Source organism: Streptomyces sp. NPDC104307, from assembly GCF_055584045.1.
In genome coordinates, this window is the sequence record NZ_JBVJMU010000012.1 from 42,277 (window position 1) to 65,233 (window position 22,957).

The 22,957-nt window shown below is 71.3% G+C and carries 21 protein-coding genes; 5 read left to right on the forward strand and 16 right to left on the reverse strand.

Annotated features, from left to right (window positions below; translation table 11 throughout):
• Positions 1 to 63: 63 nt before the first annotated feature.
• Positions 64 to 1,407 (forward strand): UDP-glucose dehydrogenase family protein, encoded by a 1,344-nt coding sequence (locus ACZ601_RS26375; protein ID WP_469542310.1) that lies wholly within the window; start codon positions 64 to 66, stop codon positions 1,405 to 1,407.
• Positions 1,408 to 1,635: 228 nt separating this feature from the next.
• On the opposite strand, the gene ACZ601_RS26380 is transcribed toward ACZ601_RS26375, so the two are convergent.
• The gene (locus tag ACZ601_RS26380; RefSeq protein ID WP_469542313.1) at positions 1,636 to 2,148 is read right to left on the reverse strand and encodes a CGNR zinc finger domain-containing protein; all 513 of its coding nucleotides are present in this window, start codon (positions 2,146 to 2,148) and stop codon (positions 1,636 to 1,638) included.
• Positions 2,149 to 2,260: 112 nt separating this feature from the next.
• On the opposite strand from ACZ601_RS26380, the gene ACZ601_RS26385 reads away from it, so the two are divergent.
• The gene (locus ACZ601_RS26385; RefSeq protein ID WP_469542316.1) at positions 2,261 to 2,620 is read left to right on the forward strand and encodes a VOC family protein; all 360 of its coding nucleotides are present in this window, start codon (positions 2,261 to 2,263) and stop codon (positions 2,618 to 2,620) included.
• A 9-nt stretch (positions 2,621 to 2,629) separates the two neighbouring features.
• Here the strand turns inward: ACZ601_RS26385 and ACZ601_RS26390 are convergent, their stop codons facing one another.
• From ACZ601_RS26390 to ACZ601_RS26400, 3 genes are read right to left on the reverse strand one after another with little or no spacing between them, the layout of a single operon-like run.
• Entirely contained in the window at positions 2,630 to 3,817 is a 1,188-nt protein-coding gene (locus ACZ601_RS26390) for a dipeptidase (protein WP_469542319.1), read from the reverse strand.
• 5 nt (positions 3,818 to 3,822) lie between these two features.
• The gene (gene purE / locus ACZ601_RS26395) at positions 3,823 to 4,362 is read right to left on the reverse strand and encodes a 5-(carboxyamino)imidazole ribonucleotide mutase (protein ID WP_469542321.1); all 540 of its coding nucleotides are present in this window, start codon (positions 4,360 to 4,362) and stop codon (positions 3,823 to 3,825) included.
• Complete coding sequence (locus tag ACZ601_RS26400; RefSeq protein ID WP_469542324.1) at positions 4,359 to 5,498, reverse strand: 5-(carboxyamino)imidazole ribonucleotide synthase; 1,140 nt, start codon at positions 5,496 to 5,498, stop codon at positions 4,359 to 4,361. Before ACZ601_RS26400 ends, purE begins: the two co-directional genes overlap by 4 nt.
• Before the next feature lie 164 nt (positions 5,499 to 5,662).
• Between ACZ601_RS26400 and ACZ601_RS26405 the strand changes: the two genes are divergently transcribed.
• Positions 5,663 to 6,214 (forward strand): GtrA family protein, encoded by a 552-nt coding sequence (locus ACZ601_RS26405; RefSeq protein WP_469542326.1) that lies wholly within the window; start codon positions 5,663 to 5,665, stop codon positions 6,212 to 6,214.
• Positions 6,215 to 6,329: 115 nt separating this feature from the next.
• Here ACZ601_RS26405 and ACZ601_RS26410 read toward each other — a convergent pair whose 3' ends face one another.
• The gene (locus ACZ601_RS26410; protein ID WP_440574402.1) at positions 6,330 to 7,595 is read right to left on the reverse strand and encodes an ATP-binding protein; all 1,266 of its coding nucleotides are present in this window, start codon (positions 7,593 to 7,595) and stop codon (positions 6,330 to 6,332) included.
• 15 nt (positions 7,596 to 7,610) lie between these two features.
• Complete coding sequence (locus ACZ601_RS26415) at positions 7,611 to 8,288, reverse strand: response regulator transcription factor (RefSeq protein ID WP_018104033.1); 678 nt, start codon at positions 8,286 to 8,288, stop codon at positions 7,611 to 7,613.
• A gap of 439 nt (positions 8,289 to 8,727) precedes the next feature.
• Here ACZ601_RS26415 and ACZ601_RS26420 point away from each other — a divergent pair, with 439 nt between their 5' ends.
• Complete coding sequence (locus ACZ601_RS26420) at positions 8,728 to 10,224, forward strand: peptide MFS transporter (protein WP_440574403.1); 1,497 nt, start codon at positions 8,728 to 8,730, stop codon at positions 10,222 to 10,224.
• 81 nt (positions 10,225 to 10,305) lie between these two features.
• Here the strand turns inward: ACZ601_RS26420 and ACZ601_RS26425 are convergent, their stop codons facing one another.
• The 6 genes from ACZ601_RS26425 to ACZ601_RS26450 form a co-directional block, all read right to left on the reverse strand.
• Positions 10,306 to 11,676: a hypothetical protein gene (locus tag ACZ601_RS26425; protein WP_469542670.1), complete on the reverse strand. Its 1,371-nt coding sequence runs from the start codon at positions 11,674 to 11,676 to the stop codon at positions 10,306 to 10,308.
• A gap of 38 nt (positions 11,677 to 11,714) precedes the next feature.
• Positions 11,715 to 12,851, reverse strand: coding sequence for a hypothetical protein (locus ACZ601_RS26430; protein ID WP_469542331.1), 1,137 nt, complete (start codon positions 12,849 to 12,851; stop codon positions 11,715 to 11,717).
• Positions 12,848 to 13,849, reverse strand: coding sequence for a COG1470 family protein (locus tag ACZ601_RS26435; RefSeq protein ID WP_469542334.1), 1,002 nt, complete (start codon positions 13,847 to 13,849; stop codon positions 12,848 to 12,850). The genes ACZ601_RS26430 and ACZ601_RS26435 overlap by 4 nt, the downstream gene beginning before the upstream one ends.
• 45 nt (positions 13,850 to 13,894) lie before the next feature.
• Entirely contained in the window at positions 13,895 to 14,608 is a 714-nt protein-coding gene (locus tag ACZ601_RS26440) for a peptidase (RefSeq protein WP_469542336.1), read from the reverse strand.
• A 198-nt stretch (positions 14,609 to 14,806) separates the two neighbouring features.
• Positions 14,807 to 15,355, reverse strand: a complete 549-nt coding sequence (locus ACZ601_RS26445; RefSeq protein WP_469542339.1) for an ATP-binding protein — start codon at positions 15,353 to 15,355, stop codon at positions 14,807 to 14,809.
• Positions 15,356 to 15,591: 236 nt separating this feature from the next.
• A complete protein-coding gene (locus ACZ601_RS26450) occupies positions 15,592 to 15,960 on the reverse strand; it encodes an STAS domain-containing protein (protein WP_440574408.1) in 369 nt (122 codons plus the stop codon).
• Positions 15,961 to 16,242: 282 nt separating this feature from the next.
• Between ACZ601_RS26450 and ACZ601_RS26455 the strand changes: the two genes are divergently transcribed.
• The gene (locus tag ACZ601_RS26455; RefSeq protein WP_469542673.1) at positions 16,243 to 17,205 is read left to right on the forward strand and encodes an RNA polymerase sigma factor SigF; all 963 of its coding nucleotides are present in this window, start codon (positions 16,243 to 16,245) and stop codon (positions 17,203 to 17,205) included.
• A 123-nt stretch (positions 17,206 to 17,328) separates the two neighbouring features.
• On the opposite strand, the gene hutI is transcribed toward ACZ601_RS26455, so the two are convergent.
• From hutI to hutU, 4 genes are read right to left on the reverse strand one after another with little or no spacing between them, the layout of a single operon-like run.
• Complete coding sequence (gene hutI / locus ACZ601_RS26460; RefSeq protein ID WP_469542342.1) at positions 17,329 to 18,516, reverse strand: imidazolonepropionase; 1,188 nt, start codon at positions 18,514 to 18,516, stop codon at positions 17,329 to 17,331.
• Positions 18,517 to 18,569: 53 nt separating this feature from the next.
• Positions 18,570 to 19,991 (reverse strand): formimidoylglutamate deiminase, encoded by a 1,422-nt coding sequence (locus ACZ601_RS26465; protein ID WP_469542345.1) that lies wholly within the window; start codon positions 19,989 to 19,991, stop codon positions 18,570 to 18,572.
• Positions 19,982 to 21,193 (reverse strand): allantoate amidohydrolase, encoded by a 1,212-nt coding sequence (locus ACZ601_RS26470; RefSeq protein ID WP_469542676.1) that lies wholly within the window; start codon positions 21,191 to 21,193, stop codon positions 19,982 to 19,984. Before ACZ601_RS26470 ends, ACZ601_RS26465 begins: the two co-directional genes overlap by 10 nt.
• 41 nt (positions 21,194 to 21,234) lie before the next feature.
• Complete coding sequence (hutU, locus tag ACZ601_RS26475) at positions 21,235 to 22,896, reverse strand: urocanate hydratase (protein ID WP_469542348.1); 1,662 nt, start codon at positions 22,894 to 22,896, stop codon at positions 21,235 to 21,237.
• Positions 22,897 to 22,957: the final 61 nt, after the last annotated feature.

Below are 22,957 nucleotides of genomic sequence, written 5' to 3' on the forward strand. Positions count from 1 at the left end.
CGTTTCAGGGGCACGACTATGCTCGTTCACCGCACGTCTGTCCGCATCTCCCAGGAGCACTACATGGCCCTCAGGATCACTGTGATCGGCACCGGCTACCTCGGCGCCACCCACGCCGCGGCCATGGCGGAGCTGGGCTTCGAAGTGCTGGGGCTGGATGTCGTGCCCGAGAAGGTCGAGCTGCTCTCGGCCGGCCGGGTCCCGATGTACGAGCCGGGGCTGGAAGAGATCCTCAAGAAGCACGTCGCGGGCATCGAGGGCGCCAGCGGCCGGTTGCGCTTCACCACCTCGTGGGAAGAGGTGGCGGAATTCGGTGACGTCCACTTCGTCTGCGTGAACACCCCGCAGAAGCACGGCGAGTACGCCTGCGACATGAGCTACGTGGACAGCGCCTTCGCCTCGCTCGCACCGCTTCTGACCAGGCCCGCCCTGGTCGTCGGCAAGTCCACCGTGCCGGTCGGCTCCGCGGCCCGGCTCGCCGCCCGGCTCGCCGAGCTGGCGCCCGCGGGCGACGCCGCGGAGCTGGCGTGGAACCCGGAGTTCCTCCGCGAGGGCTTCGCCGTCAACGACACGCTGCACCCGGACCGGATCGTCGTCGGCGTGGAGAGCGAGCGGGCCGAGAAGCTGCTCCGCGAGGTGTACGCCGCACCGGTCGCGGAGGGCTCGCCGTTCGTGGTGACGGACTTCCCGACCGCCGAACTGGTGAAGACCTCGGCCAACTCCTTCCTCGCCACCAAGATCTCCTTCATCAACGCCATGGCCGAGGTCTGCGAGGCAGCCGACGGCGACGTCGTGAAGCTGGCGGAGGCCATCGGCCACGACGAGCGGATCGGGAAGAAGTTCCTGCGCGCGGGCATCGGCTTCGGCGGCGGCTGCCTGCCCAAGGACATCCGGGCCTTCATGGCACGCGCCGGTGAGCTGGGCGCCGACCAGGCGCTGACCTTCCTCCGCGAGGTCGACTCCATCAACATGCGGCGCCGCGGCCACATGGTGGAGCTGGCCAGGGAGGCCGTCGGCGGCGACTCGTTCCTCGGCAAGCGGGTGGGCGTCCTGGGCGCCACCTTCAAGCCGGACTCGGACGACGTACGCGATTCGCCCGCCCTGAACGTCGCCGGGCAGATCCACCTCCAGGGCGGCCAGGTCACCGTCTTCGACCCGAAGGGCATGGACAACGCCCGCCGCCTCTTCCCCACGCTCGGCTACGCGGACACCGCCCTGGACGCGGTGCGCGGCGCCGATGTGGTGCTGCACCTGACGGAGTGGAGCGAGTTCCGCGAGCTGGACCCGGTGGCGCTGGGCGAGGCCGCGGGGCGCAAGCTCATCCTGGACGGGCGCAACGCGCTGGACCCCGTGGTGTGGCGCGAGGCCGGGTGGACGTTCCGGGCGATGGGACGGCCGAAGGCCTGAGCGGCTAGGGGTGTCCGCAAAGTCCCGTCGTACGCCCGCAGGGCGTGGCCCGTGGCGTCTGGTGCTTCCCCAAGCTCTCGGCTTCGCTCGACCAGGGGAGACCCCATTTCTCGGCGTGCCGGCCGACATCCCTCGTACTGGATGTACTTGGGATTTCGGCCGGTGCGGCGAGAGTGCGTGCCAGGCGTCACGGGCCAGGCGGGACTTCGCGGACACCCCTAGGCCAGCTCAGCCCTGCCTCGCGCGGTACGCGCGCATCTTCGCGCGGGCCCCGCACACCGACATCGAGCACCAGCGGCGGCGCCCCGCCGGGCTGCGGTCGTAATAGGCCCAGCGGCAGTCCGCCGCCTCGCACACCTTGAGCCGGTCCCAGGTCCCGTCCGCGCAGGCGGCGGCGACGGCCGTCGCGACCCGGGCGGTCAGTCCGGGCGGCTCCTCCACCGCGCACAGCACCGCCGCACCCGACTCGTCCACCCGGACCCGCAGGGGCGCCGCCGCCAGCAGCCGGTCCAGCAGGGACACCGAGCCGCCCTCGGGCGGGCGGTGGCCCGCGTGGGCCAGGCAGACGGCGCGCAGGGCCTCGCGGAGCGCGCGGGCCGCCGGGACGTCCGGGCCTGCCAGGCCGAGTCCGGCGCGCCCCTCCGCCGTGTCGAGGGTGTCCGCGCCGGTCTCCACATCCAGGGTGTTGACCAGGGCCTCGATCAGCGCGAGCCCGCCGGGCGCGGAGTCCCTCTCATTCATGGTTGCGACGTTACCTCCATTGCGGGAGCATGCAGTAACGGTTACCGGTTGAGTCGGATTGCCGGTAACCACATGCCCACATCTGCCCGCATCTGCCCAAGGAGGAAGCGTCATGGCTGTAGCCGTACTGGGTGCCGTCGTCCTGGACTGCCCGGATCCCACCGCCCTGGCCAATTTCTACGCCGGACTGCTCGGCGGGAAGGTCGAGCAGCAGGAGGGCTGGGTGGATCTCACGGGCATCACCGGCACTCCGCTCGCCTTCCAGGCCGCGCCCGGCTTCGTACCGCCGCAGTGGCCGCGCCCGGACGGCTCGCAGCAGTTCCATCTGGATCTGACCGTGCCGGATCTGGACGCGGCGGAGCGCGAGGTGCTGGCGCTGGGGGCGACGGTGCTCGAAGCGGACGACCGGGAGCGGACCTTCCGGGTGTACGCCGATCCGGCGGGGCACCCGTTCTGTCTCTGCGCCTGCTGAACCGGCCGGTCAGCCGTCCAGCTGTTCGATCGTGGCGTGCGACGGGCCCCGGTCGGCGGACAGCTCGCGCGACACGTCCTCGGCCGCGCGCAGCACCCGTACCGCGTTCTGCCACGTGAGCCGGGCCAGGTCGGCGGCGGACCAGCCACGGCCGAGGAGCTCCGCGATCAGGTTCGGGTACCCCGCGACGTCCTCCAGGCCCTGCGGGAGGAACGCGGTGCCGTCGTAGTCGCCGCCGATGCCGATGTGGTCGATCCCGGCGACCTCGCGCATGTGGTCGAGGTGGTCCGCGATCGTCGCCACGGTCGCCATCGGGCGGGGGTTCGCCGCCTCGAAAGCGGCGTGGATCCTCATGCCCCGCTCGGTGGTGTCCAGGTGGTGCAGGCCCTGGGCGCGCATGTTCTCGTCGGCGGCCTTCGTCCAGGCGACGGCCGCCGGCAGGACGAACTTCGGTACGAAGGTCGCCATGGCGATGCCGCCGTTGGCCGGGAGCTGGGCCAGTACGTCGTCGGGGATGTTGCGCGGGTGGTCGCAGATCGCCCGCGCGGAGGAGTGCGAGAACATCACCGGCGCGGTGGAGGTGCGCAGGGCGTCGCGCATCGTGGTGGCCGCCACGTGCGAGAGGTCGACCAGCATCCCGGTGCGGTTCATCTCCCGGACGACCTCGTGGCCGAACGGGGAGAGCCCGCCGACGCCCGGCTCGTCGGTCGCGGAGTCCGCCCAGGCGATGTTGTCGTTGTGGGTCAACGTCATGTAGCGGACGCCGAGGGTGTGCAGGGCGCGCAGGGTGCCCAGCGAGCTGTTGATGGAGTGGCCGCCCTCGGCGCCCATCAGGGAGGCGATGCGGCCCTCGGCGCGGGCCGCCTCCATGTCGTCGGCGGTCAGCGCGCGGCGCAGGTCCGCAGGGTGCCGGGCCAGCAGCTCGGTGACCGCGTCGATCTGCTCCAGGGTGGCGCTGACGGCGTCCTCGCCCGCCATGTCGGACCGGACGTAGACGGACCAGAACTGGGCTCCGACGCCGCCCGCGCGCAGCCGGGGGATGTCGGTGTGCAGATGAGCCGACTGGTCGGTGGCGATGTCGCGCGCGTCGAGGTCGTAGTTGACCTGTTCGCGCAGTGCCCACGGCAGGTCGTTGTGCCCGTCGACCACGGGGTGCTCCGCGAGGAGTTCCCTGGCCTGCTCCAGCCGGTCCGTCATGGTGCCTACTTTCCGAAGCCGAAGGTGTCGGGGTTGCCGACCTTGGTGCGCAGCCGCTTGCCCTTCTCGGTGGCCTGGTCGTTGAGCTCCTGCTGGAATTCGACCATGCGGGCCTGGAGCTCGCTGTCGTGGGCGGCGAGGACGCGGGCCGCCAGCAGGCCCGCGTTGCGCGCGCCGGCGACCGAGACGGTGGCGACGGGGACTCCTGCGGGCATCTGCACGATGGAGAGCAGGCTGTCCATGCCGTCCAGGTACTTCAGCGGCACCGGTACGCCGATGACCGGCAGCGGGGTGACGGAGGCGAGCATGCCGGGCAGGTGGGCGGCGCCGCCCGCCCCGGCGATGATCGCTTTCAGGCCCCGGCCCGCAGCGTTCTCGCCGTACGCGATCATCTCGCGCGGCATGCGGTGGGCGGAGACGACGTCGACCTCGTAGGGGATCTCGAACTCGTCGAGGGCCTTGGCCGCCGCTTCCATGACGGGCCAGTCGGAGTCCGAGCCCATGACGATGCCGATGACCGGTGCGGCGGAGGCGGGCGAAGTCATTCTGTGATCGTTCCTCGCAGGTAGTCGGCCGCGTGCCGGGCGCGCTCGCGCACGTCCGCCAGATCGTCGCCGTAGGTGTTGACGTGGCCGACCTTGCGGCCGGGCTTCACGTCCTTTCCGTACATGTGGATCTTGAGCTGCGGGTCCCGGGCCATGCAGTGCAGGTACGCCTGGTACATGTCCGGGTAGTCGCCGCCCAGGACGTTGCTCATGACCGTCCAGGTGGCGCGGGGGCGCGGGTCGCCGAGCGGGAGGTCCAGGACGGCCCGGACGTGGTTGGCGAACTGCGAGGTGATCGCGCCGTCCTGGGTCCAGTGCCCGGAGTTGTGCGGGCGCATCGCCAGCTCGTTGACCAGGATCTGCCCGTCGCGGGTCTCGAAGAGCTCAACGGCGAGGTGGCCGACGACACCGAGCTCGGCGGCGATCCGCAGCGCGAGCTGCTGGGCCTCACCGGCGAGCCGCTCGTCCAGCTCGGGGGCCGGGGCGATGACCGTGTCGCAGACGCCGTCCACCTGGATGGACTCGACGACCGGGTAGGCCACCGCCTGGCCGTGCGGCGAGCGGACGATGTTGGCCGCCAGCTCCCGTACGAAGTCGACCTTCTCCTCCGCGAGGACCGGGACACCGGCCCGGAAGGGCTCGGCCGCGTCCGCCTCGGAGCGGACCACCCAGACGCCCTTGCCGTCGTAGCCGCCGCGCACGGTCTTGAGGATGACGGGGAAGCCACCGGCCTCGCGCGCGAAGGCCGCGGCGTCGGCCGGGTCCGCCACGATGCGGTGGCGGGGGCAGGGCGCGCCGATCTCGGTGAGCTTCGCGCGCATCACCCCCTTGTCCTGGGCGTGCACCAGCGCGTCGGGGCCGGGGCGCACGGGGATGCCGTCCGCCTCCAGGGCCCGCAGGTGCTCGGTCGGCACGTGCTCGTGATCGAAGGTGATCACGTCACAGCCGCGCGCGAAGGCACGCAGCGTCTCCAGGTCGCGATAGTCGCCCACGACGACTTCATTCACGACCTGCGCCGCCGAGTCCTGAGCGGTGTCGCTGAGGAGCTTGAACTTGATGCCGAGGGGGATGCCCGCCTCGTGGGTCATACGGGCGAGCTGACCGCCACCGACCATGCCGACTACCGGGAACGTCACTCATCCAGGGTATCCGCACGCCACGGGGGCTCCCGACGACGGTCCGAGGTGTCCGGTCCGCCACACCCGTACCGGTGCTCACGGGCGGCCGACGGGCGGGCTGGTTAGCATGGCCGGGTTGACGGAACCTGAAGACGAACCGACAGACGGGCTGAGCAATCACCATGAGTGAACGGGGCGCACTGCGGGCCCGGCTGGATCTGCTGGCCCGGGAGATCGCCAAGTTCGGCGTGGTCGGCGCGGTCGGTCTGGTCGTCAATATCGCGGTATCCAACCTGCTGTGGCGCTACACGGACATCCCGACGGTCCGGGCGGGCCTGCTCGCCACGTTCGTCGCCATCCTCTGCAACTACGTCGGCTTCCGCTACTGGACGTACCGGGACCGCGACAAGAGCGGACGGACCCGCGAGCTGACGCTGTTCCTGCTGTTCAGCGCGGTGGGGGCGGTCATCGAGATGGGTGTGCTGTACGCGGCGACGTACGGGTTCGGCTGGGACACCCCGGTGCAGAGCAATGTCTTCAAGATCCTCGGGATCGGGATCGCGACGCTGTTCCGCTTCTGGTCCTACCGGAGCTGGGTGTTCAAGGCGCTGCCTGACAAAGAGGGCGTGCTGAGCGAGGGGGAGGCGCTCGTGCCGTCTGCGGTCTCCGTGCCGGTGCCCGCGCCCGCGTCCCCGCCTGCGGTGCGGGTCGAGGCGGATACGGCGCAGCTGTAGGCCTCGGGCGCGTCCGGGGTGACGCCTTGTCCTCAATCGCCGGACGGGCTTGGTTTGGCCGTACGCGGCTTGATTCGGCCGGGATCAGCTTGGCCGTACGGATCGGCCTGTCCGGTTACCTCACCGGGCGTTCCGGTTCATTTCTGTTCAGGGCCACCCGGCTGAGGAACAGGGCGAAGACCGGGGGCTGCTGCTGGAGCAGTTCGAGGCGGCCGCCGTCCGCCTCCGCCAGGTCCCGGGCGACCGCGAGGCCGATCCCCGTGGAGTTGCGGCCGCTGATGGTCCGCTCGAAGATCCGCGCGCCCAGGTCCGCGGGGACTCCGGCGCCCTCGTCCGTCACCTCGATGACCGCCTGGTTGCCGGTGACCCGGGTGCGCAGGGCGACCGTGCCGCCACCGTGCATCAGCGAGTTCTCGATCAGCGCGGCCAGCACCTGCGCGACCGCGCCCGGGGTGCCGACGGCCCGCAGCCCCTGCTTGCCCGAGCGGACGATGGCGCGGCCCTCGCCCCGGTAGGCCGGGCGCCACTCCTCGATCTGCTGCTTGACCACCTCGTCGAGGTCGAAGACGACGGCGGAGCCGGTCCGCGGGTCGCGGGCGTTGGTCAGCAGCCGCTGGACCACGTCCGTGAGGCGCTCGACCTGGGTGAGGGCGATGTTCGCCTCCTCCTTGACCGTCTCCGGGTCGTCGGTGACCGAGATCTCCTCGATCCGCATGGAGAGCGCGGTCAGCGGCGTACGGAGCTGGTGGGAGGCGTCGGCGGCGAGCCGGCGCTCCGCCGTCAGCATCCGGGCGATCCGCTCTGCGGAGGAGTCGAGCACATCGGCGACCCGGTCCAGCTCCGGCACCCCGTACCGCTTGTGGCGCGGGCGCGGGTCGCCGGAACCGAGGCGCTCCGCCGTCTCGGCCAGGTCGGTGAGCGGCGAGGTCAGTTTGTTGGCCTGGCGCACCGCGAGCAGGACGGCGGAGACGATCGCCAGCAGCGCCACCGCGCCGATGATCATCAGGGTGCGGCCGACCTCGCGGGTGACGGCGGAGCGGGACTCCTCGATGGTGACCCGCTCGCCGTGCTCACCCACTTCTGTGGCACTGATCACGCTGCCGCTGGGGCGCTCGCCCACCTCGATCGGTTCGCGGCCGACCATCTTCACCAGGGCGTAGCGCTTGTCGTCGACCTGTTCGGCCAGCACTCCGGGGTTGATCCGCTCGGAGCCCAGCAGCCGGCTCTCGATGACGCTGATCACGCGCAGCGCCTCGGAGTCGACGCTCTCCTGGGCGCTGCTGCTGATGGTGCGGGCCTCGACGATGACGAGGGAGACGCCGAAGACGGCGATCACCACGAGCACCACGGCGAGGGTGGAGTTGATCAGTCTTCGGCGCATGAGTGTTTCTGTACGTCAGCTCTTCTCGAAGCGGAAACCGACGCCCCGGACGGTGGCGATGTAGCGCGGATTGGCCGCGTCGTCCCCGAGCTTCTTGCGGAGCCAGGAGATGTGCATGTCGAGGGTCTTGGTCGACGACCACCAGGTGGTGTCCCAGACCTCGCGCATCAGCTGGTCGCGGGTGACGACCCGGCCCGCGTCGCGGACCAGGACCCGCAGCAGGTCGAATTCCTTGGCGGTGAGCTGGAGTTCCTCCTCGCCCATCCAGGCCCGGTGCGACTCGACGTCGATCCTGACGCCGTGAGTGGCGGGCTGCGGGGCGGGCTCTGTGGCCCCGCGGCGCAGCAGGGCCCGGACCCGGGCCAGGAGTTCGGCCAGCCGGAAGGGCTTGGTGACGTAGTCGTCGGCGCCGGCGTCGAGGCCGACGACCGTGTCGACCTCGTCGGCGCGGGCGGTCAGCACCAGCACCGGCACGGTGTGGCCCTCGGCGCGGAGCCTGCGGGCGACTTCGAGGCCGTCCATCCCGGGCAGCCCCAGGTCGAGTACGACCAGGTCGATGCCGCCCTGGAGGCCGGCGTCGAGAGCGGTCGGACCGTCTTCGCGGACCTCGACCTCGTAACCCTCCCGACGCAGGGCGCGGGCCAATGGCTCCGAGATGGATGCGTCGTCCTCGGCGAGCAGTACACGGGTCATGGAGTGATGGTAGTCCGCGCGGCGGACCAGGAGTGAGGTGATCCAAAAGCCCTGCGGGTCTGCGCCCCATTCAGGTCCAGACCTTCGAATGTGGGAGTGTGGTTGCACTCCCACCTGTGATCCATGTCTCAAGTCCTTTCATATCCACTTCTGTCGTGTCGTATGGTGTCTCAACGCCTGTTGCACTACTCAAAGACCTTTGGGCAGCTATAAGCACCCAGGGTCTCTTTTGTGTGCGGGGCCGGTACCCGCCGGCCCGGAAGCCGAAGTCCCCATTGAACGACCCAGTGAATGACCTGTGGGCCGGGCCCGGAACGCCAATGAAGGCACCGGGCGTGGATCCCGACGCGGTGGGCGTACCCGCGTCGGTGCCGGCCTCCCCCCACCGGGCGCGTACCGCTTCACGAGGCGCCGCGTCCCGAGCAAGCAAGGATCGACCATGGCGTCCAGCCTGACGAAGGACCCTGCCGGCCCGACTGGCACGGAGAAGACCTTCTTCGGCCACCCCCGCGGCCTGGCCACGCTCTTCATGACCGAGATGTGGGAGCGTTACAGCTTCTACGGCATGAAGGCACTGCTCCCGCTGTACCTGATCGCGCCCGGCGGGCTGCACATGAACGCCGCCACCGCGACGACGATCTACTCCGCCTACATGGCGATGGTCTACCTGCTGACCATGCCGGGCGGCTGGCTCGCCGACCGCTTCTGGGGGCCGCGCAAGACGGTCGCCATCGGTGGCGGTGTCGTCATCCTCGGTCACATCACGCTCGCCGTGCCCAACTCGGCGACGTTCTTCGCGGGCCTCGCCCTCGTCGCGCTCGGCTCCGGCCTGCTGAAGGCGAACATCTCCACGATGGTCGGCCACCTCTACAAGGGGCCGAAGGATCCGCGCCGTGACGGTGGCTTCACGCTCTTCTACATCGGCATCAACGTCGGTGCCTTCCTCGCCCCGCTGACCATCGGCACCGTCGGCGAGAACGTCAACTGGCACTTCGGCTTCGCGCTCGCCGCGGTCGGTATGGCGCTGGGCCTCGCCCAGTTCATGCTCGGCACCCGCCACCTGAGCCCGGAGAGCGATGTCGTCGCCACCCCGGCGACGGAGGAGGAGAAGCGCTCCGCCCTGCGCAAGGGCCTGATCTGGCTGATCGTCGCGGTCGTCTTCTACGGCCTGCTCGCCGTCACCGGCAACTTCGTCGACTGGGCGGTGCTGCCGATCACCGTCGCCGGCCTGGTCATCCCGGTCGCCGTCCTGGTCCGCATGAAGCGCGACAAGGAACTGACGAAGACCGAGCAGTCCAAGCTGTCGGGCTACATCTGGTTCTTCGTCGTCGCCGCCGTCTTCTGGATGATCTACGACCAGAACGGATCGACCCTGTCGATCTTCGGTGAGAACTCGACGACGAACAGCCTGCTCGGCTTCGACTTCCCGACGTCCTGGTACCAGTCCCTGAACCCGATCTTCGTCATGGCAGCGGCCCCCGTGATGGCCTCGGGCTGGCTGTGGCTGAACAAGCGCGGCAAGGAGCCCAGCACCGCCGTCAAGTTCGCCTCCAGCCTCGTGCTGATCGGCGTCTCCTTCGTCGTCTTCCTGATCCCGCTGATGGACACCGCCGCCAACGGCGGCCGGGTCAGCCCGATGTGGCTGGTGGCGATCTACTTCATCCAGACCGTCGCGGAGCTCTGCCTCTCCCCGGTCGGCCTGTCGGTCACCACGAAGATGGCCCCGGCGAAGTACAGCTCCCAGATGATGGGCGTCTGGTTCCTCGCGGTCACCGCGGGCGACTCGGTGACCGGTCTGCTCACCTCCCCGCAGCTCGGCGTCGACCTGAACACCACGGCCGCCGTCGCGGTCGAGGCGGTCCTCGCCGTCATCGCCGGTGTCGGCATCTGGATGTACCGCAGGAAGGTCACCCAGCACATGAGCGACGAGAGCTGACCGCACCGCACGCACCGGGCAGGGGCCGCCGCACCGATTCCACGGTGCGGCGGCCCTTCCCGTATGCGTACCCGCCTCGGCTCAGCGGCCGGAGCGCAGCCTGCGCCACGGGGTGAACGTGAACACCGCGCCGCCCAGCAGGATCGCCGTACCGGCGACCAGGCCGAGTGCGCGCAGGGCGCCGTTGTCCTCGGCACCGGTGGCCGCGAGGCCGCCGCCGGAGGCCGTACCGCCGCCCGCCGCGGCCGCCGCCCCGCCGGAGCCGGAGCCCGAGGTGTCGCCGCCGCCGGACGCGCCGCCCTGCTGGGCGGTGGTGTCGAGTTCGAGCGACGCCTTGACGGCGCCCTTGACCGTGCACGGGATGTTGATCTTCGAGCCGCCGAGCGTGACGTCGATCGTCAGGGTGCCCGGAGTGAGCGTGGACTTGCCGGAGGCGCCCGGCTTGTACGTGCCGGTCATGTCGGGCAGGTCGACCGGCTTACCCGTCTTCAGCGGATCGGGGTTCCCCGGTCCGGTGACGGCGACGGAGCCCTTGTCGGCGCCGCCGACGACGATCTGCATGGACGGCTTGAGCGCCCCTGCGGGCAGGTCGGCCGGGCTGTCCATCACACCCTTGGCCGTCTTGACCGTGAGCCCGTAGCTGCCGCCGTTCTTCTTGGCGTTGACCGTCACCTTGGACTCGATGGAGGCGGGTCCCGGCGACTTGCAGGCGAAGTTGACGGCGACCTCCTTCCCCGGGAAGTCGGTGGCACCGCCGGTGCCGCCCGAACCCGCGGTGGCACCCCCGGCGTCCGTACCGCCGGTGTCGCCCCCGGTGGCCGTGCCCCCGGTGTCGGCGCCACCCGCGTCCGTACCGCCCGCGTCCGTACCACCGGCATCCGTGCCACCGTCGGTCGTACCACCGGCATCCGTGCCGCCGTCGGTCGTGCCGCCGGCTGTGGTTCCGCCGCCGTCGGTGACCTTGATCGTCGCGCCCGGCTTCACCGTCTCCTTCGGGGTGCACTTGGTGTCCGTGGAGATCGGCTTGGAGACGTTGATGTTGTACGCGTCCGGCGTCAGCGTCAGGTCACCGGCCTTCTCCAGCTTCAGCGATCCCTTCATGTCCGAGAGGATCATCGCGGAGTTCTTGGGGATCGGCGGGTTCTGCCGGGGTCCCTCCATCTTCAGGTCACCGGTCGCGGCGCCGCCCAGCTTGACGGTGCCGGTCGGCTGGACCGTGTCCTTGCTCAGGTCCAGGACATCGGGGTTCTTGGAGGCGGCCGCGACCGTCTTCCACACCACCTCGACGGTGTCCCCGACCTTCGCCTGCGCGGGTGCGGTCAGCTGCACCTGGGTGGTGCCCTCCACGGGCGGCAGTCCGGAGATGGCCGGGGGTATGCACTCCGTCTTGTACGAGATGTCGGCGGCCTGGGCAGGGCTCGCGGCCAGCAGCATGCCCGCCCCGCCGATCATCATCGCGACTCCCGCCGCGACCGTCCTGCGTTGCGTACTCACGAATGTCCCTTCGTCGTCGGTCTGTGCTCTGACGGTGCGGAATCAGGGGTGAACCACGGCAGCGCGGCCGTGGTGGTGCCGCCCGTGCCCGCCGCGGGCGCGGAGCCCTCGGACGGCGCGGGTGCCCGCCGCAGCCTCGGCAGCCGGGCCGTCACCTCGGCGAACCGCTCGGGGCGCCGGCGCGGCCGGGCCGCTGCGTGCGCGGAGCGCGGCCGGACCTTGTCGACGACCGCCATGCCGATACGGAACACGGCGGCGGGCACGACGAGGCAGAGCAGGATCCAGAAGAGCGTCACGCCCCAGGGGCGGCCGACGCCCCACGGCTGTTCGGCCAGCACCTTGGTGCCGTACTTCAGCGAGACCTGGTAGTCGCCGTGGGCGCCCGCCGTCAGCCCGACGGGCAGCTCGATCCGCGCCTTGCGGCCGGGCTCGACGGTGCCGCGCCACTGCCGCTCCTCCCACTGCGGGGCGTAGACGCCGTGTGCGGTGCCGACCTGGAAGACCGGGTCCTTGACCGGGGCGGAGCCCAGATTGCCCACGGTCAGGACGAGCCGGCGGGACGGCGGGGCGCCGAACCAGGTGAGGATCCCGCTGTCGCCCTCCAGCCGGGTGGTGGCGAGGACGGCGAGCTTCCCGTTCCCGTCCTGCTTGGGCAGTGCGGCGACGGGGTGTCCGGCGACGACGAATGCGGCGTCGGCCACGGACTGGTCCCCGGTGACCGTCGCGACGTGCACCACGCAGGGGCACGGTACGGGCGGCTCCGCGACCGGCAGCTTCTTGCTGAACGCGCCCTTGGAGTCGGTGGTGACGGCCCTGCCGTCCGCGTTGGCGCAGGAGTTGGTGCCGCCGATCACCCCCCGGTCCGGGCTGGACCGCCCGCAGACCAGCATCATCAGCAGGGTGTCCGGCCGCCAGCCGGTGCCCTTGACGGTGATCTCGCCACCCTTGCCCGCCTGCTTCCCGGAGAGGGTGACCGCGGGTCTCTGGTCCGCCGCGCTGCGACCGGTGGCGTGCGCGCCGGTCGCGGTCAGCAGCAGGGCGGGCAGTACCGCAGTCAGCAGGGCGGCGAGTAACAGAGCCGCCCGCGCGCGGCCGTCGCTCCGGAGTGCCGCCGGTCCGGTCCGTCCAGTCACGATTCCGCTCCCGCCTTCACCAAGTGCCTCTCGTCGGAGTGCTGTTGCCGGTCAGGGGACGGGGCGGCCCCGGTGGAGCCGTGCCCTTCGCGCCGTGCCGCTCGCCGCCTCCGGTGGGCGTACGTGCCCGCGGCGGCCCCGGCCAGGAGCAGCAGCGCGCCCCCGGTGAGCGGCAGCCACGGGACGAAGAGCGCGGAGGCCGTCGCCTCGCTGTGCGCGCCGCCGCCGGCGGTGACGCGCAGCCGGACGGTGGCGGAGCCGAGGGCGGGGGTGTCCCGCCACGGTTCGGTGAGCCGGACCCGCTGTCCGGGCAGCAGCTCGACGGGCAGAGTGCGGGCGTCGCGTCGCAGCAGGGCGGCGAACACCCCGTCGGCGCTGACGGTGAGCCGGGGCGCGAGGACCGCGTTGCCCCGGTTGACCAGCGTGTAGTGGATGGTGCCCCCGGACACCTTGACGTCCTCGACCGTGAGCGCGGCCAGCGTCGGCCCGCCGACCCGCAGCTGGACCCGGACGCCCACCGAGCGGCCGCCGCTCTCCGCGACGATCGCGCCCGGGTGGTCACCGGGCAGCGCGTCCTGCGGCACCGTGACGGAGACGGGCACCTCCGCGCGGGTGCGGGCGGGCACGGTCACCTTCTCCGCGGCCGTCCGCAGCCAGGCCCCGGTACCGGTGGAGCCGTGCGCGCCGCGTACCGCGAAGCCGCCCTTCGCGGTGTTGTACGCGTCGGCGCCGCGCAGTCGTACGGTCAGCGGGTCCGGGCCCGGGTTGGTGACCGAGAGCCGGTCCTGGAGGACGCTGCCGGGCAGGCCCTCCAGGTAGAAGTACGGTCTGCCGCCGTCCCGGCCCGCACCGTTCGCCGCGGGCCGCGCCGTCCACGCCGGGGCGGCCGGGTGCTCGGTGGCACCGGCCACCGTGGTCATGGCGGTGGTCCACCACAGGGCGGCGAGCAGCGGTACGGCAAGGGCGAAGCGGGTGAGGTGACCGGTCAACGGCGGCATGGGCGGGCTCCCTGGTGCGTGACGGCGGCTGCGGTTCGCGGGGAGTCAGCCCGTGGCCCGCTGCCCGCGCCTGGTCAGCCACAGCACCCCGGCCGCGCCGGACAGCAGCACCGTCCCGCCGAGCGTGCCGAGTGCGACCGCCGAGTCGAGCGGGCCGGTCTTGGGCAGCGAGGACCCGCCGTCCGGCGTGCTCTGCCCGCCGCCGCTCGCGCTTCCGCCGCTCGCGCTTCCGCCGCCGCTCGCGGTTCCGCCCGGGGCCGTGACGTCGAGGGAGAGCGAGGGGCCCGGGTTGTTGGACGGGGTGCAGGTCGTCGTCGTACCGAGTGCCTTGATGGTGAGCACTCCGGCGGTGAAGTCGACCTTGCCGCTCTTCTTCGGGGTGTACGTCCCCGACAGATCACTGATCTTGATGGGGCTGTTGGCGGGGATCGCGGCGGAGTTGGCAGCTCCGGTCACCTGGACCTGGCCCGGGTCCGCGCCGCCCACCTTGACCACCGCACTGGGGTTCATCGCGCCCTTGCCCAGTTCGACCGGGCTGGAGGAGACGCCCTTCTGGAAGGACATCGTGAGCTTGTAGCCGCCGCCGCTCTTGACGCTCTTGATGTCGATGGGCGACACGGCGGCCTTGTCCCCGATCGGGGTCTTGCACTTGTAGTTGACGTCGACGACCGTCGCGTGGGCGGCGGGCGCGGCCATCAGCACCACCGCCCCCGCCAGCCCGGACGCCAGCGCGAGAGCTGTTCGCTTCTGGTACGACACCTCGAATTCCCCTCATGCCGGGAGTCGCCGTGCGCCGCTTCCGTGCGACCCATATAGCTGACGACACATCAGATTTGGCGCTCAAGGTACGCCCGGGGCCTTGTGGAGGGAAGACAAAGAGCGCGCCGATCCGGCGCGCTCTTCGAGGTGCGTGGGGCCCGGGGTACGGCCCCGGGGCGGGCGGGAAGCCCGTGTCGGCTATGCGGGGGCGGCCAGCTCCGCCCAGACGGTCTTGCCGGGTTCGCCCGGCACCCGTACGACTCCCCAGTCCAGGCAGAGCCGCTGCACGATGAACATGCCGTGCCCGCCGGGCCGGCCGGCCCGGTGCGGGGTGCGCGGCGCGGGCTGTCCCGCGCCACCGTCGACGACCTCGACCCGCAGCGCCTTCGGCGTGCGCCCGATCCGCAGCTCGTCGGGGCCCTCCGCGTGCAGGCACGCGTTGGTGACCAGCTCGGAGACGACCAGCAGGACGTCCTCCGCGGCCGCCCGGCGGTCGGCGGTCGAGGCGGGCAGCCAGCCCCATTCCTGGAGCGCCGTGCGAGCGAAATCACGGGCCGTCGGCACGATGCCGCTCACCTGCCGCAGGGACAGCGTGCGCCACTGCCGCTCGCCCGGACCGGCCGGACCCTCGGAAGAAGCGCCGGGGCCCGCGTCCGCGCCGGGGCCCGCGTCGGCATGCGCACCCACGCCCGCGCCCTCCGGCTCGCGGCCGAGGTCGCCCGGTGGATGCTGCCGGGTGGTGCTCATCAGCGCTTCACCTCACCGATTCACCATGTCGCCATTGAACAGATACAGATACACATACGCATTACAGACAGGGACGCCGGTTCGGGCATCGGCCGGATATGGAGCTTGCGGCTCACCACGATGGCTCACCGGGGTGTCTCCTGCCCGGCGGAATCGTGACAACACCCACTTCGGCTACGCGGATCGCGTGACACGAGCAACACGCGGGGCGCACGGGGTGGCTGAACGCACCACGATCAGTCTTCCAGGGCCTCTTCGAGGGAGCCGTGAACGGTGAAAACCGCTTCGGCCCCGGTGATCTCGAATACCCGCGCCACCACCGGCAGCATTCCGGCCAAATGGACCCCTCCCCCGGCCGCCTCCGCCTTGAGGCGGGCACCGAGCAGCACGTTCAGCCCGGTGGAATCACAGAATTCGAGTCGCGAGCAGTCCACCACCAGGCGCGCACGCCCTTGCTCGACCGCGCTCTCCAAGGGCTCGCGCAGCAGATCCGCCGTGTGGTGATCGAGCTCACCCGCCGGTGTCACAACCTCGCTGCGGCCCACGGTGCGGGCCTCGACCTGAAGCCGACCCCGGTTCGCGCTGCCGACCGTCCCGCGGTCCATGCCCGTCCCTCTTCGCCGATCGTCACTCTCTGCATAACGATGCATGCAGATGCGTTGCAGCTGTCGCTGACGTTCCTGAAACACTACGCGTTCCGTGCGCCACGCGGTAGCCGAAGACCTCAACAAACCGGACATATAGCGGTAATTGGAGCTTGTAACGAGCCATACGGACCGGTAAGGGTAGGGGGACACCCAAAACACGGCCGGCTTTGGAGGCGCCGCTTCACCGCAGGAACACGTATAGGCATCGGCAGCCATATGCCGAGAACGATGGAGGAGACCATGTCACCCCGGCTCGACGAACCGCGTACCCACAACGCGACGTCAGCATGTCCTCAGGGACTGACCGAATCAGACTCCCCTGCCGCGACCGTCCTGGACGGCACGCGCTCAAGCCCCACCAGCAGTGATTACGGCGATACCGACAGCACCACCGGCGGACTCGTGGACCTTCCCGAGATCCCGCCCGCCTCCGAGATGGGGCCGCTGGACGCCAGGGCGCTCTCCAAGACGCTCTTCGCCCGGCTCGAATCCCTCGAAGAGGGCACCCACGAGTACTCCTACGTGCGCAACACGCTCGTCGAGCTGAACATGGCTCTGGTCAAGTTCGCCGCCTCCCGGTTCCGCTCCCGCAGCGAACCGATGGAGGACATCATCCAGGTCGGCACCATCGGCCTGATCAAGGCGATCGACCGCTTCGAGCTCAGCCGTGGCGTCGAGTTCCCGACCTTCGCGATGCCGACCATCGTCGGTGAGATCAAGCGCTTCTTCCGCGACACCAGCTGGTCCGTGCGCGTACCGCGCCGCCTGCAGGAGCTGCGGCTCGACCTGGCCAAGGCGGGCGACGAGCTCGCCCAGCAGCTGGACCGCGCGCCCACCGTGGGTGAGCTCGCCGACCGCCTGGGCATCAGCAACGAAGAAGTCGTCGAAGGCATGGCCGCGAGCAACGCGTACACCGCGAGTTCGCTGGACGCCAAGCCCGAGGAGGACGAGAACGACGGCGCGCTGGCCGACCGGATCGGCTACGAGGACCACGGACTCGAAGGCATCGAGTACGTCGAGTCCCTGAAGCCGCTGATCGCCTCGCTGCCCAGCCGCGACCGGACGATCCTCTCGCTCCGGTTCGTCGCCAACATGACGCAGTCGGAGATCGGCGAGGAGCTCGGTATCTCGCAGATGCACGTCTCCCGGCTGCTCTCGCGCACTCTGGTCAAGCTCCGCAAGGGCCTGACGCTGGACGAGTGAGCGGGCACCTCGCGGCGCGCCCGCGAGGACTGCCGGATCAAGGACCTGCCCCGCCAAGGGGCAGGTCCTTCCGCGTGATCAGGTCCTTCCGCGTGATGGGGGCTCTTGGCTGTGGGCCTCTGCTCAGCCGGAGCGGGGCAGGCCGGTGCGCTCGCCGCGCCGCCAGACCTCGTGCACCAGCGGTACACCGGGCCGGTAGGCGAGGTGGACGTGGCTGGGCGCGTCGAGGACCACCAGGTCGGCGCGGGCGCCGGGGGCGAGGCGCCCGATATCGGTGCGCCGCAGGGCCGCGGCGCCGCCCGCGGTGGCGGACCAGAGCGCCTCGTCGGGGGTCATGCCCATGTCGCGCACGGCGAGTGCGACGCAGAACGGCATGGACGAGGTGAACGAGGAGCCCGGATTGCAGTCCGTGGAGAGCGCCACGGTGGCCCCCGCGTCCAGGACGCGGCGGGCGTCCGGCCAGGCGGCGCGGGTGGAGAACTCGGCGCCCGGGAGCAGCGTGGCGACGGTGGCGGACTGGGCCAGGGCGTCGATGTCGGCGTCGGTGAGGTGGGTGCAGTGGTCGGCGGAGGCCGCGTCGAGTTCGACCGCGAGCTGGACGCCGGGGCCGTGGCCGAGCTGGTTGGCGTGGACGCGCGGATGCAGGCCCTTGGCCAGGCCCGCGGTGAGGACGGCACGGGCCTGGTCGCCGTCGAAGGCGCCGCGCTCGCAGAAGACGTCGATCCAACGGGCGTACGGGGCGCAGGCGTCGAGCATCGGGCCGGTCACCAGGTCGACGTATCCGGCCGGGTCGTCGGCGTAGTCCGGGGAGACGATGTGGGCGCCCAGGAAGGTGACCTCTTCGGTGTGGCGGGCGGCGATGCGCAGCGCACGGGCCTCGTCCTCGACGGTGAGGCCGTAGCCGGACTTGGTCTCGAAGGTCGTGGTGCCCTGGCGCAGCGCCTCGGCCAGGTAGCGGGCGACGTTGGCGTCCAGCTCGTCGTCGGTGGCGGCGCGGGTGGCGGCGACGGTGGTGCGGATGCCGCCCGCGCTGTAGGCCCGGCCCGACATCCGGGCGTTGAACTCCTGGGTGCGGTCGCCCGCGAAGAGCAGGTGCGAGTGGGAGTCGACGAAGCCGGGGATCACGGCCCGTCCCGCCGCGTCGACGGCGTTGTCAGTGGCGGGTGCTTTGCTGGATTCACCGGTCCAGACGACGCGGTCGCCCTCGATGACGACGGCCGCGTCCTGGATCAGTCCGAGGGGGGAACCGTCACCGAGGGAGGGGTCGTTGGTGACCAGTGCGGAGATGTGGGTGATGGCGGTCGTCGTCATCGGGGGACTGCTCTCCTTGCGTGGGGGCGGCGGAGTACTGCGCGCCGCGCTGCTCAGTGGTGCAGGGCGGCGATGGCCTTCGCGAGCGCTCCGGGTACGTCGTCGACCAGCGCGTGCCGCCCGTCGCGCACGATGTGCCGTCCGGCGACCACCGTATGGCGCACATCGGCCGCGGAGGCGGCGAATACGGCTGTCTCGGCGGCCAGTCGCGGCACCGGTCCCGCTGTTCTGACGGAGTCCAGGGCGATGGTCGCCAGGTCGGCGGGCGCGCCCGGTTCGAGGATGCCCGCTTCGGGCCGGCCGAGCGCGGCGTGGCCGTCTGCGGAGGCGGCCCGCAGCAGGGCCGCCGCGGTCCAGTGGCCGCGGGTCCTGGTGCGCAGGCGCTCGTTGAGCTCCATCGCGCGCGCCTCCTCGAAGAGGTCGATCACGGCGTGGCTGTCGCTGCCCAGCGAGAGCGGGGAGCCGGCGCGCTGGAGGGCGACGGCGGGGCCGATGCCGTCAGCGAGATCGCGCTCCGTGGTCGGGCACATGCAGGTGCCGGTGGCCGTGGAGCCGATCAGCGCGATGTCCTCTGCCGCGAGGTGGGTGTTGTGCACCCCGGTGGTGCGCGGGCCGAGCACCCCGTGGTCCGCGAGGAGCCGGGTGGGGGTGCGGCCGTGGGCGGCGAGGCAGGCGTCGTTCTCCGCGGTCTGCTCGGAGAGGTGGACATGGAGCGGCGCCCGCCGCTCCTGGGCCCAGGCCGCGACGGTGGCGAGCTGGTCTGCGGGCACGGCGCGCACCGAGTGGACGGCCGCCCCGATCAGGGCGTGTTCGTCGCCCTTGAGGAGGGAGGCGCGCTCGGCCCAGGCGTCCGCGGTGGTGTCGGAGAAGCGCAGCTGGTGGTGGTCGGGCTTCAGGTACTGGGAGGGGCGGCGGCCGAACCCCGCCGCGAGGTAGGCGGTGTCCAGCAGGGTGATCCGGATGCCCGCCTCGCGCGCGGCCTCGATCAGGGCGGCGCCCATCGCGTTCGGGTCGCTGTACGGGGTGCCGCCGGGCGCGTGGTGCAGATAGTGGAACTCACCGACCGCGGTGATGCCGGCCAGCGCCATTTCGGCGTACACCGCGCGGGCCAGTTCGTAGTACGTGTCGGGGGTGAGCCGGGCCGCGACCTGGTACATGGTGTCGCGCCAGGTCCAGAAGGTGCCGGAGCCGACCTGGACGGTGGAGCGCAGGGCGCGGTGGAAGGCGTGCGAGTGGGTGTTGGCGAGGCCGGGCAGGGTGAGCCCGCGCAGCACGGTGGCGCCGGGCGGCGGGGAGTCGACGCCGGTCCGTACTCCGGCGATCAGCCCGCCGGACACCTCCAGGACGACGCCCGGCTCGACATGGGTGCCGAGCCAGGCGTGGGAGAGCCAGTACGTCGCGGTGACGGGCTTGCCCGTCGGCTCCGTGGCCGGTTCCGTCGTGGACTCTGCCGGGGGCTGCGTTGTCAGCGGCACGCGAGACCTTCCAGTACATCGGCGAGTGCGATCACCCCGGCCACGCAGTCGTCCTCCGCGGCGTGCTCGGCCGGCGAGTGCGAGATCCCGGTGGGGTTCCGGACGAACAGCATGGCGGTAGGGGCCGAAGCGGACAAAATACCCGCATCGTGTCCCGCTCCGGTGCCGAGCACGGGGACGGCGCGGCCGTTGCCCCGGGTGGCGCCCTTGAGGATCGTGGACAGCTCGTCGCGCAGGGCGTGCTGGAACTCCACGACGGGCGTGAAGGACTCCCGTACGACGTCGAGATCGATTCCGGCCCGTTCGGCGTGTTCCCGGGCGGCCCGCTCGATCCCGGTGACGACGGTGTCCAGGGTGTCCTGGTCGGCGGCGCGGGAGTCGAGCCAGCCGCGTACGAGCGAGGGGATGGCGTTGACGCCGTTCGGCTCGACGGCGATCTTGCCGAAGGTGGCGAGGGCGCCGGCCAGCTCCGCCTCCCGGCGGGCGGCCAGCACCGTCTCCGCGTACGTGAGCATCGGGTCGCGCCGGTCGGCGAGCCGGGTGGTGCCCGCGTGGTTGGCCTCGCCCCGGAAGTCGAACCGCCAGCGGCCGTGCGGCCAGATCGCGGAGGCGATGCCGACGGGGTCGCCGCTGAGGTCGAGGGCGCGGCCCTGCTCGACGTGCAGCTCGACGAACGCGCCGATACGGGCGAGCCGTTCGGGGTCGGGGCCGATGGCGTCGGGGTCGTATCCGGCCGCCTCCATCGCCTGCGGGAGCGTGACACCGTCACCGTCCCGCAGCCGGTGCGCGGCCTCGACGGTCAGCTGTCCGGCGGCGAGCCGGGAGCCGACGCAGGCCAGGCCGAACCGGGCGCCTTCCTCGTCACCGAAGTTGGTGATGGCCAGCGGCCGGGTGAACTCCACTCCCCTGCGGCGGAGTTCGTCGAGCGCGGCGAAGGAGGAGACGACGCCGAGCGGCCCGTCGAAGGCGCCGCCGTCCGGTACCGAGTCGAGGTGCGAGCCGGTGACGACGGCGTCCCCGGCCAGCGGGTCACCGAGCCAGGCCCACTGGTTGCCGTTGCGGTCGGTCTCCAGGGCCAGCCCGCGCGCCTCGGCCTGTGCCCGGAACCACGTACGGCAGTCGGTGTCGGCGGCGGTCCAGGCGTAGCGGCGGTAGCCGCCGCTGTCCGGGTGCCGTCCGATGGGAGCGAGCTCCCGCCACATGTCCTGGAAGGACAGGGTGGGCCTCGGTGCGCCCGTGGCGCTCACGCCTCGCCCTCCCGCATCGGCACCCGCACGTCCTTGTCGGAGGCGACCGACTCCGCGATGTCGTAGCCCGCGTCCACGTGCCGGATGACGCCCATGCCCGGGTCGTTCGTCAGCACCCGCCGGATCTTCTCGCCGGCCAGCTTCGTGCCGTCGGCCACCGTCACCTGGCCCGCGTGGATGGAGCGCCCCATGCCGACGCCGCCGCCGTGGTGGAGGGAGACCCAGGAGGCCCCCGACGCCACGTTCACCATCGCGTTCAGCAGCGGCCAGTCCGCGATCGCGTCGGAGCCGTCGAGCATCGCCTCGGTCTCCCGGTACGGGGAGGCCACCGAGCCGCAGTCCAGGTGATCGCGCCCGATGGCCAGCGGCGCGGCCAGCTCACCGCTCGCCACCATGTCGTTGAACCGCTCACCGGCCCGGTCCCGCTCGCCGTAGCCGAGCCAGCAGATCCGGGCGGGCAGCCCCTGGAACTGGACGCGCTCGCCGGCCATCTTGATCCAGCGGTGCAGCGACTCGTTCTCCGGGAAGAGTTCGAGCAGCGCCTTGTCGGTCTTGCGGATGTCGGACGCCTCGCCGGACAGCGCCGCCCAGCGGAACGGGCCCTTGCCCTCGCAGAAGAGCGGCCGGATGTACGCGGGCACGAAGCCGGGGAAGTCGAAGGCCCGCCCGTAGCCCGCGAGCTGGGCCTCGCCGCGGATCGAGTTGCCGTAGTCGAAGACCTCGGCGCCCGCGTCCATGAAGCCGACCATCGCTTCGACGTGCTTCGCCATCGACTCACGGGCGCGCAGGGTGAAATCGGCGGGCTTCTCGGTGGCGTAGTCGGCCATGTCGTCGAAGTCGACCCCGACCGGCAGGTAGGCGAGCGGGTCGTGCGCGCTGGTCTGGTCGGTGACGATGTCGACCGGGGCGCCCTCCGCGAGCATCCGGGGCAGCAGCTCCGCGGCGTTGCCGAGCAGGCCGATGGAGAGCGGCTTGCGGGCGTCCCGCGCCTCGACCGCGAGCTGGAGCGCGTGCTCCAGGCTGTCGGCCTTCACGTCCAGGAAGCGGTGCTCGATGCGGCGCTCGATGGCGCGCGGGTCCACGTCGATACAGATCGCGACGCCGTCGTTCATGGTCACGGCGAGCGGCTGGGCACCGCCCATGCCGCCGAGTCCGGCGGTCAGCGTGATCGTGCCGGCCAGCGTGCCGCCGAACTTCTTCGCGGCGACGGCGGCGAACGTCTCGTAGGTGCCCTGGAGGATGCCCTGGGTGCCGATGTAGATCCACGATCCGGCGGTCATCTGCCCGTACATGGTGAGCCCGAGCGCCTCCAGGCGGCGGAACTCCTCCCAGTTCGCCCAGTCGCCCACCAGGTTGGAGTTGGCGATGAGCACGCGCGGGGCCCACTCGTGCGTCTGCATGACGCCGACCGGCCGCCCGGACTGGACGAGCATCGTCTCGTCCTGCTTGAGGGTGCGCAGCGTGCGGACCATCGCGTCGAACGAGCGCCAGTCGCGGGCCGCCTTGCCGGTGCCGCCGTAGACGACGAGCTTGTCGGGGTGCTCGGCGACCTCGGGGTCCAGGTTGTTCTGGAGCATCCGCAGCGCGGCTTCCTGCTGCCATCCCAGGGCGCTCAGCTCGGTACCGCGCGGTGCCCGTACGGGGCGGGGTCCTGACATGGCAATGCCTCCTCGCGACTGTGAATTTTCTATTCACATCTTGATCGGCTGAATAGCTCCA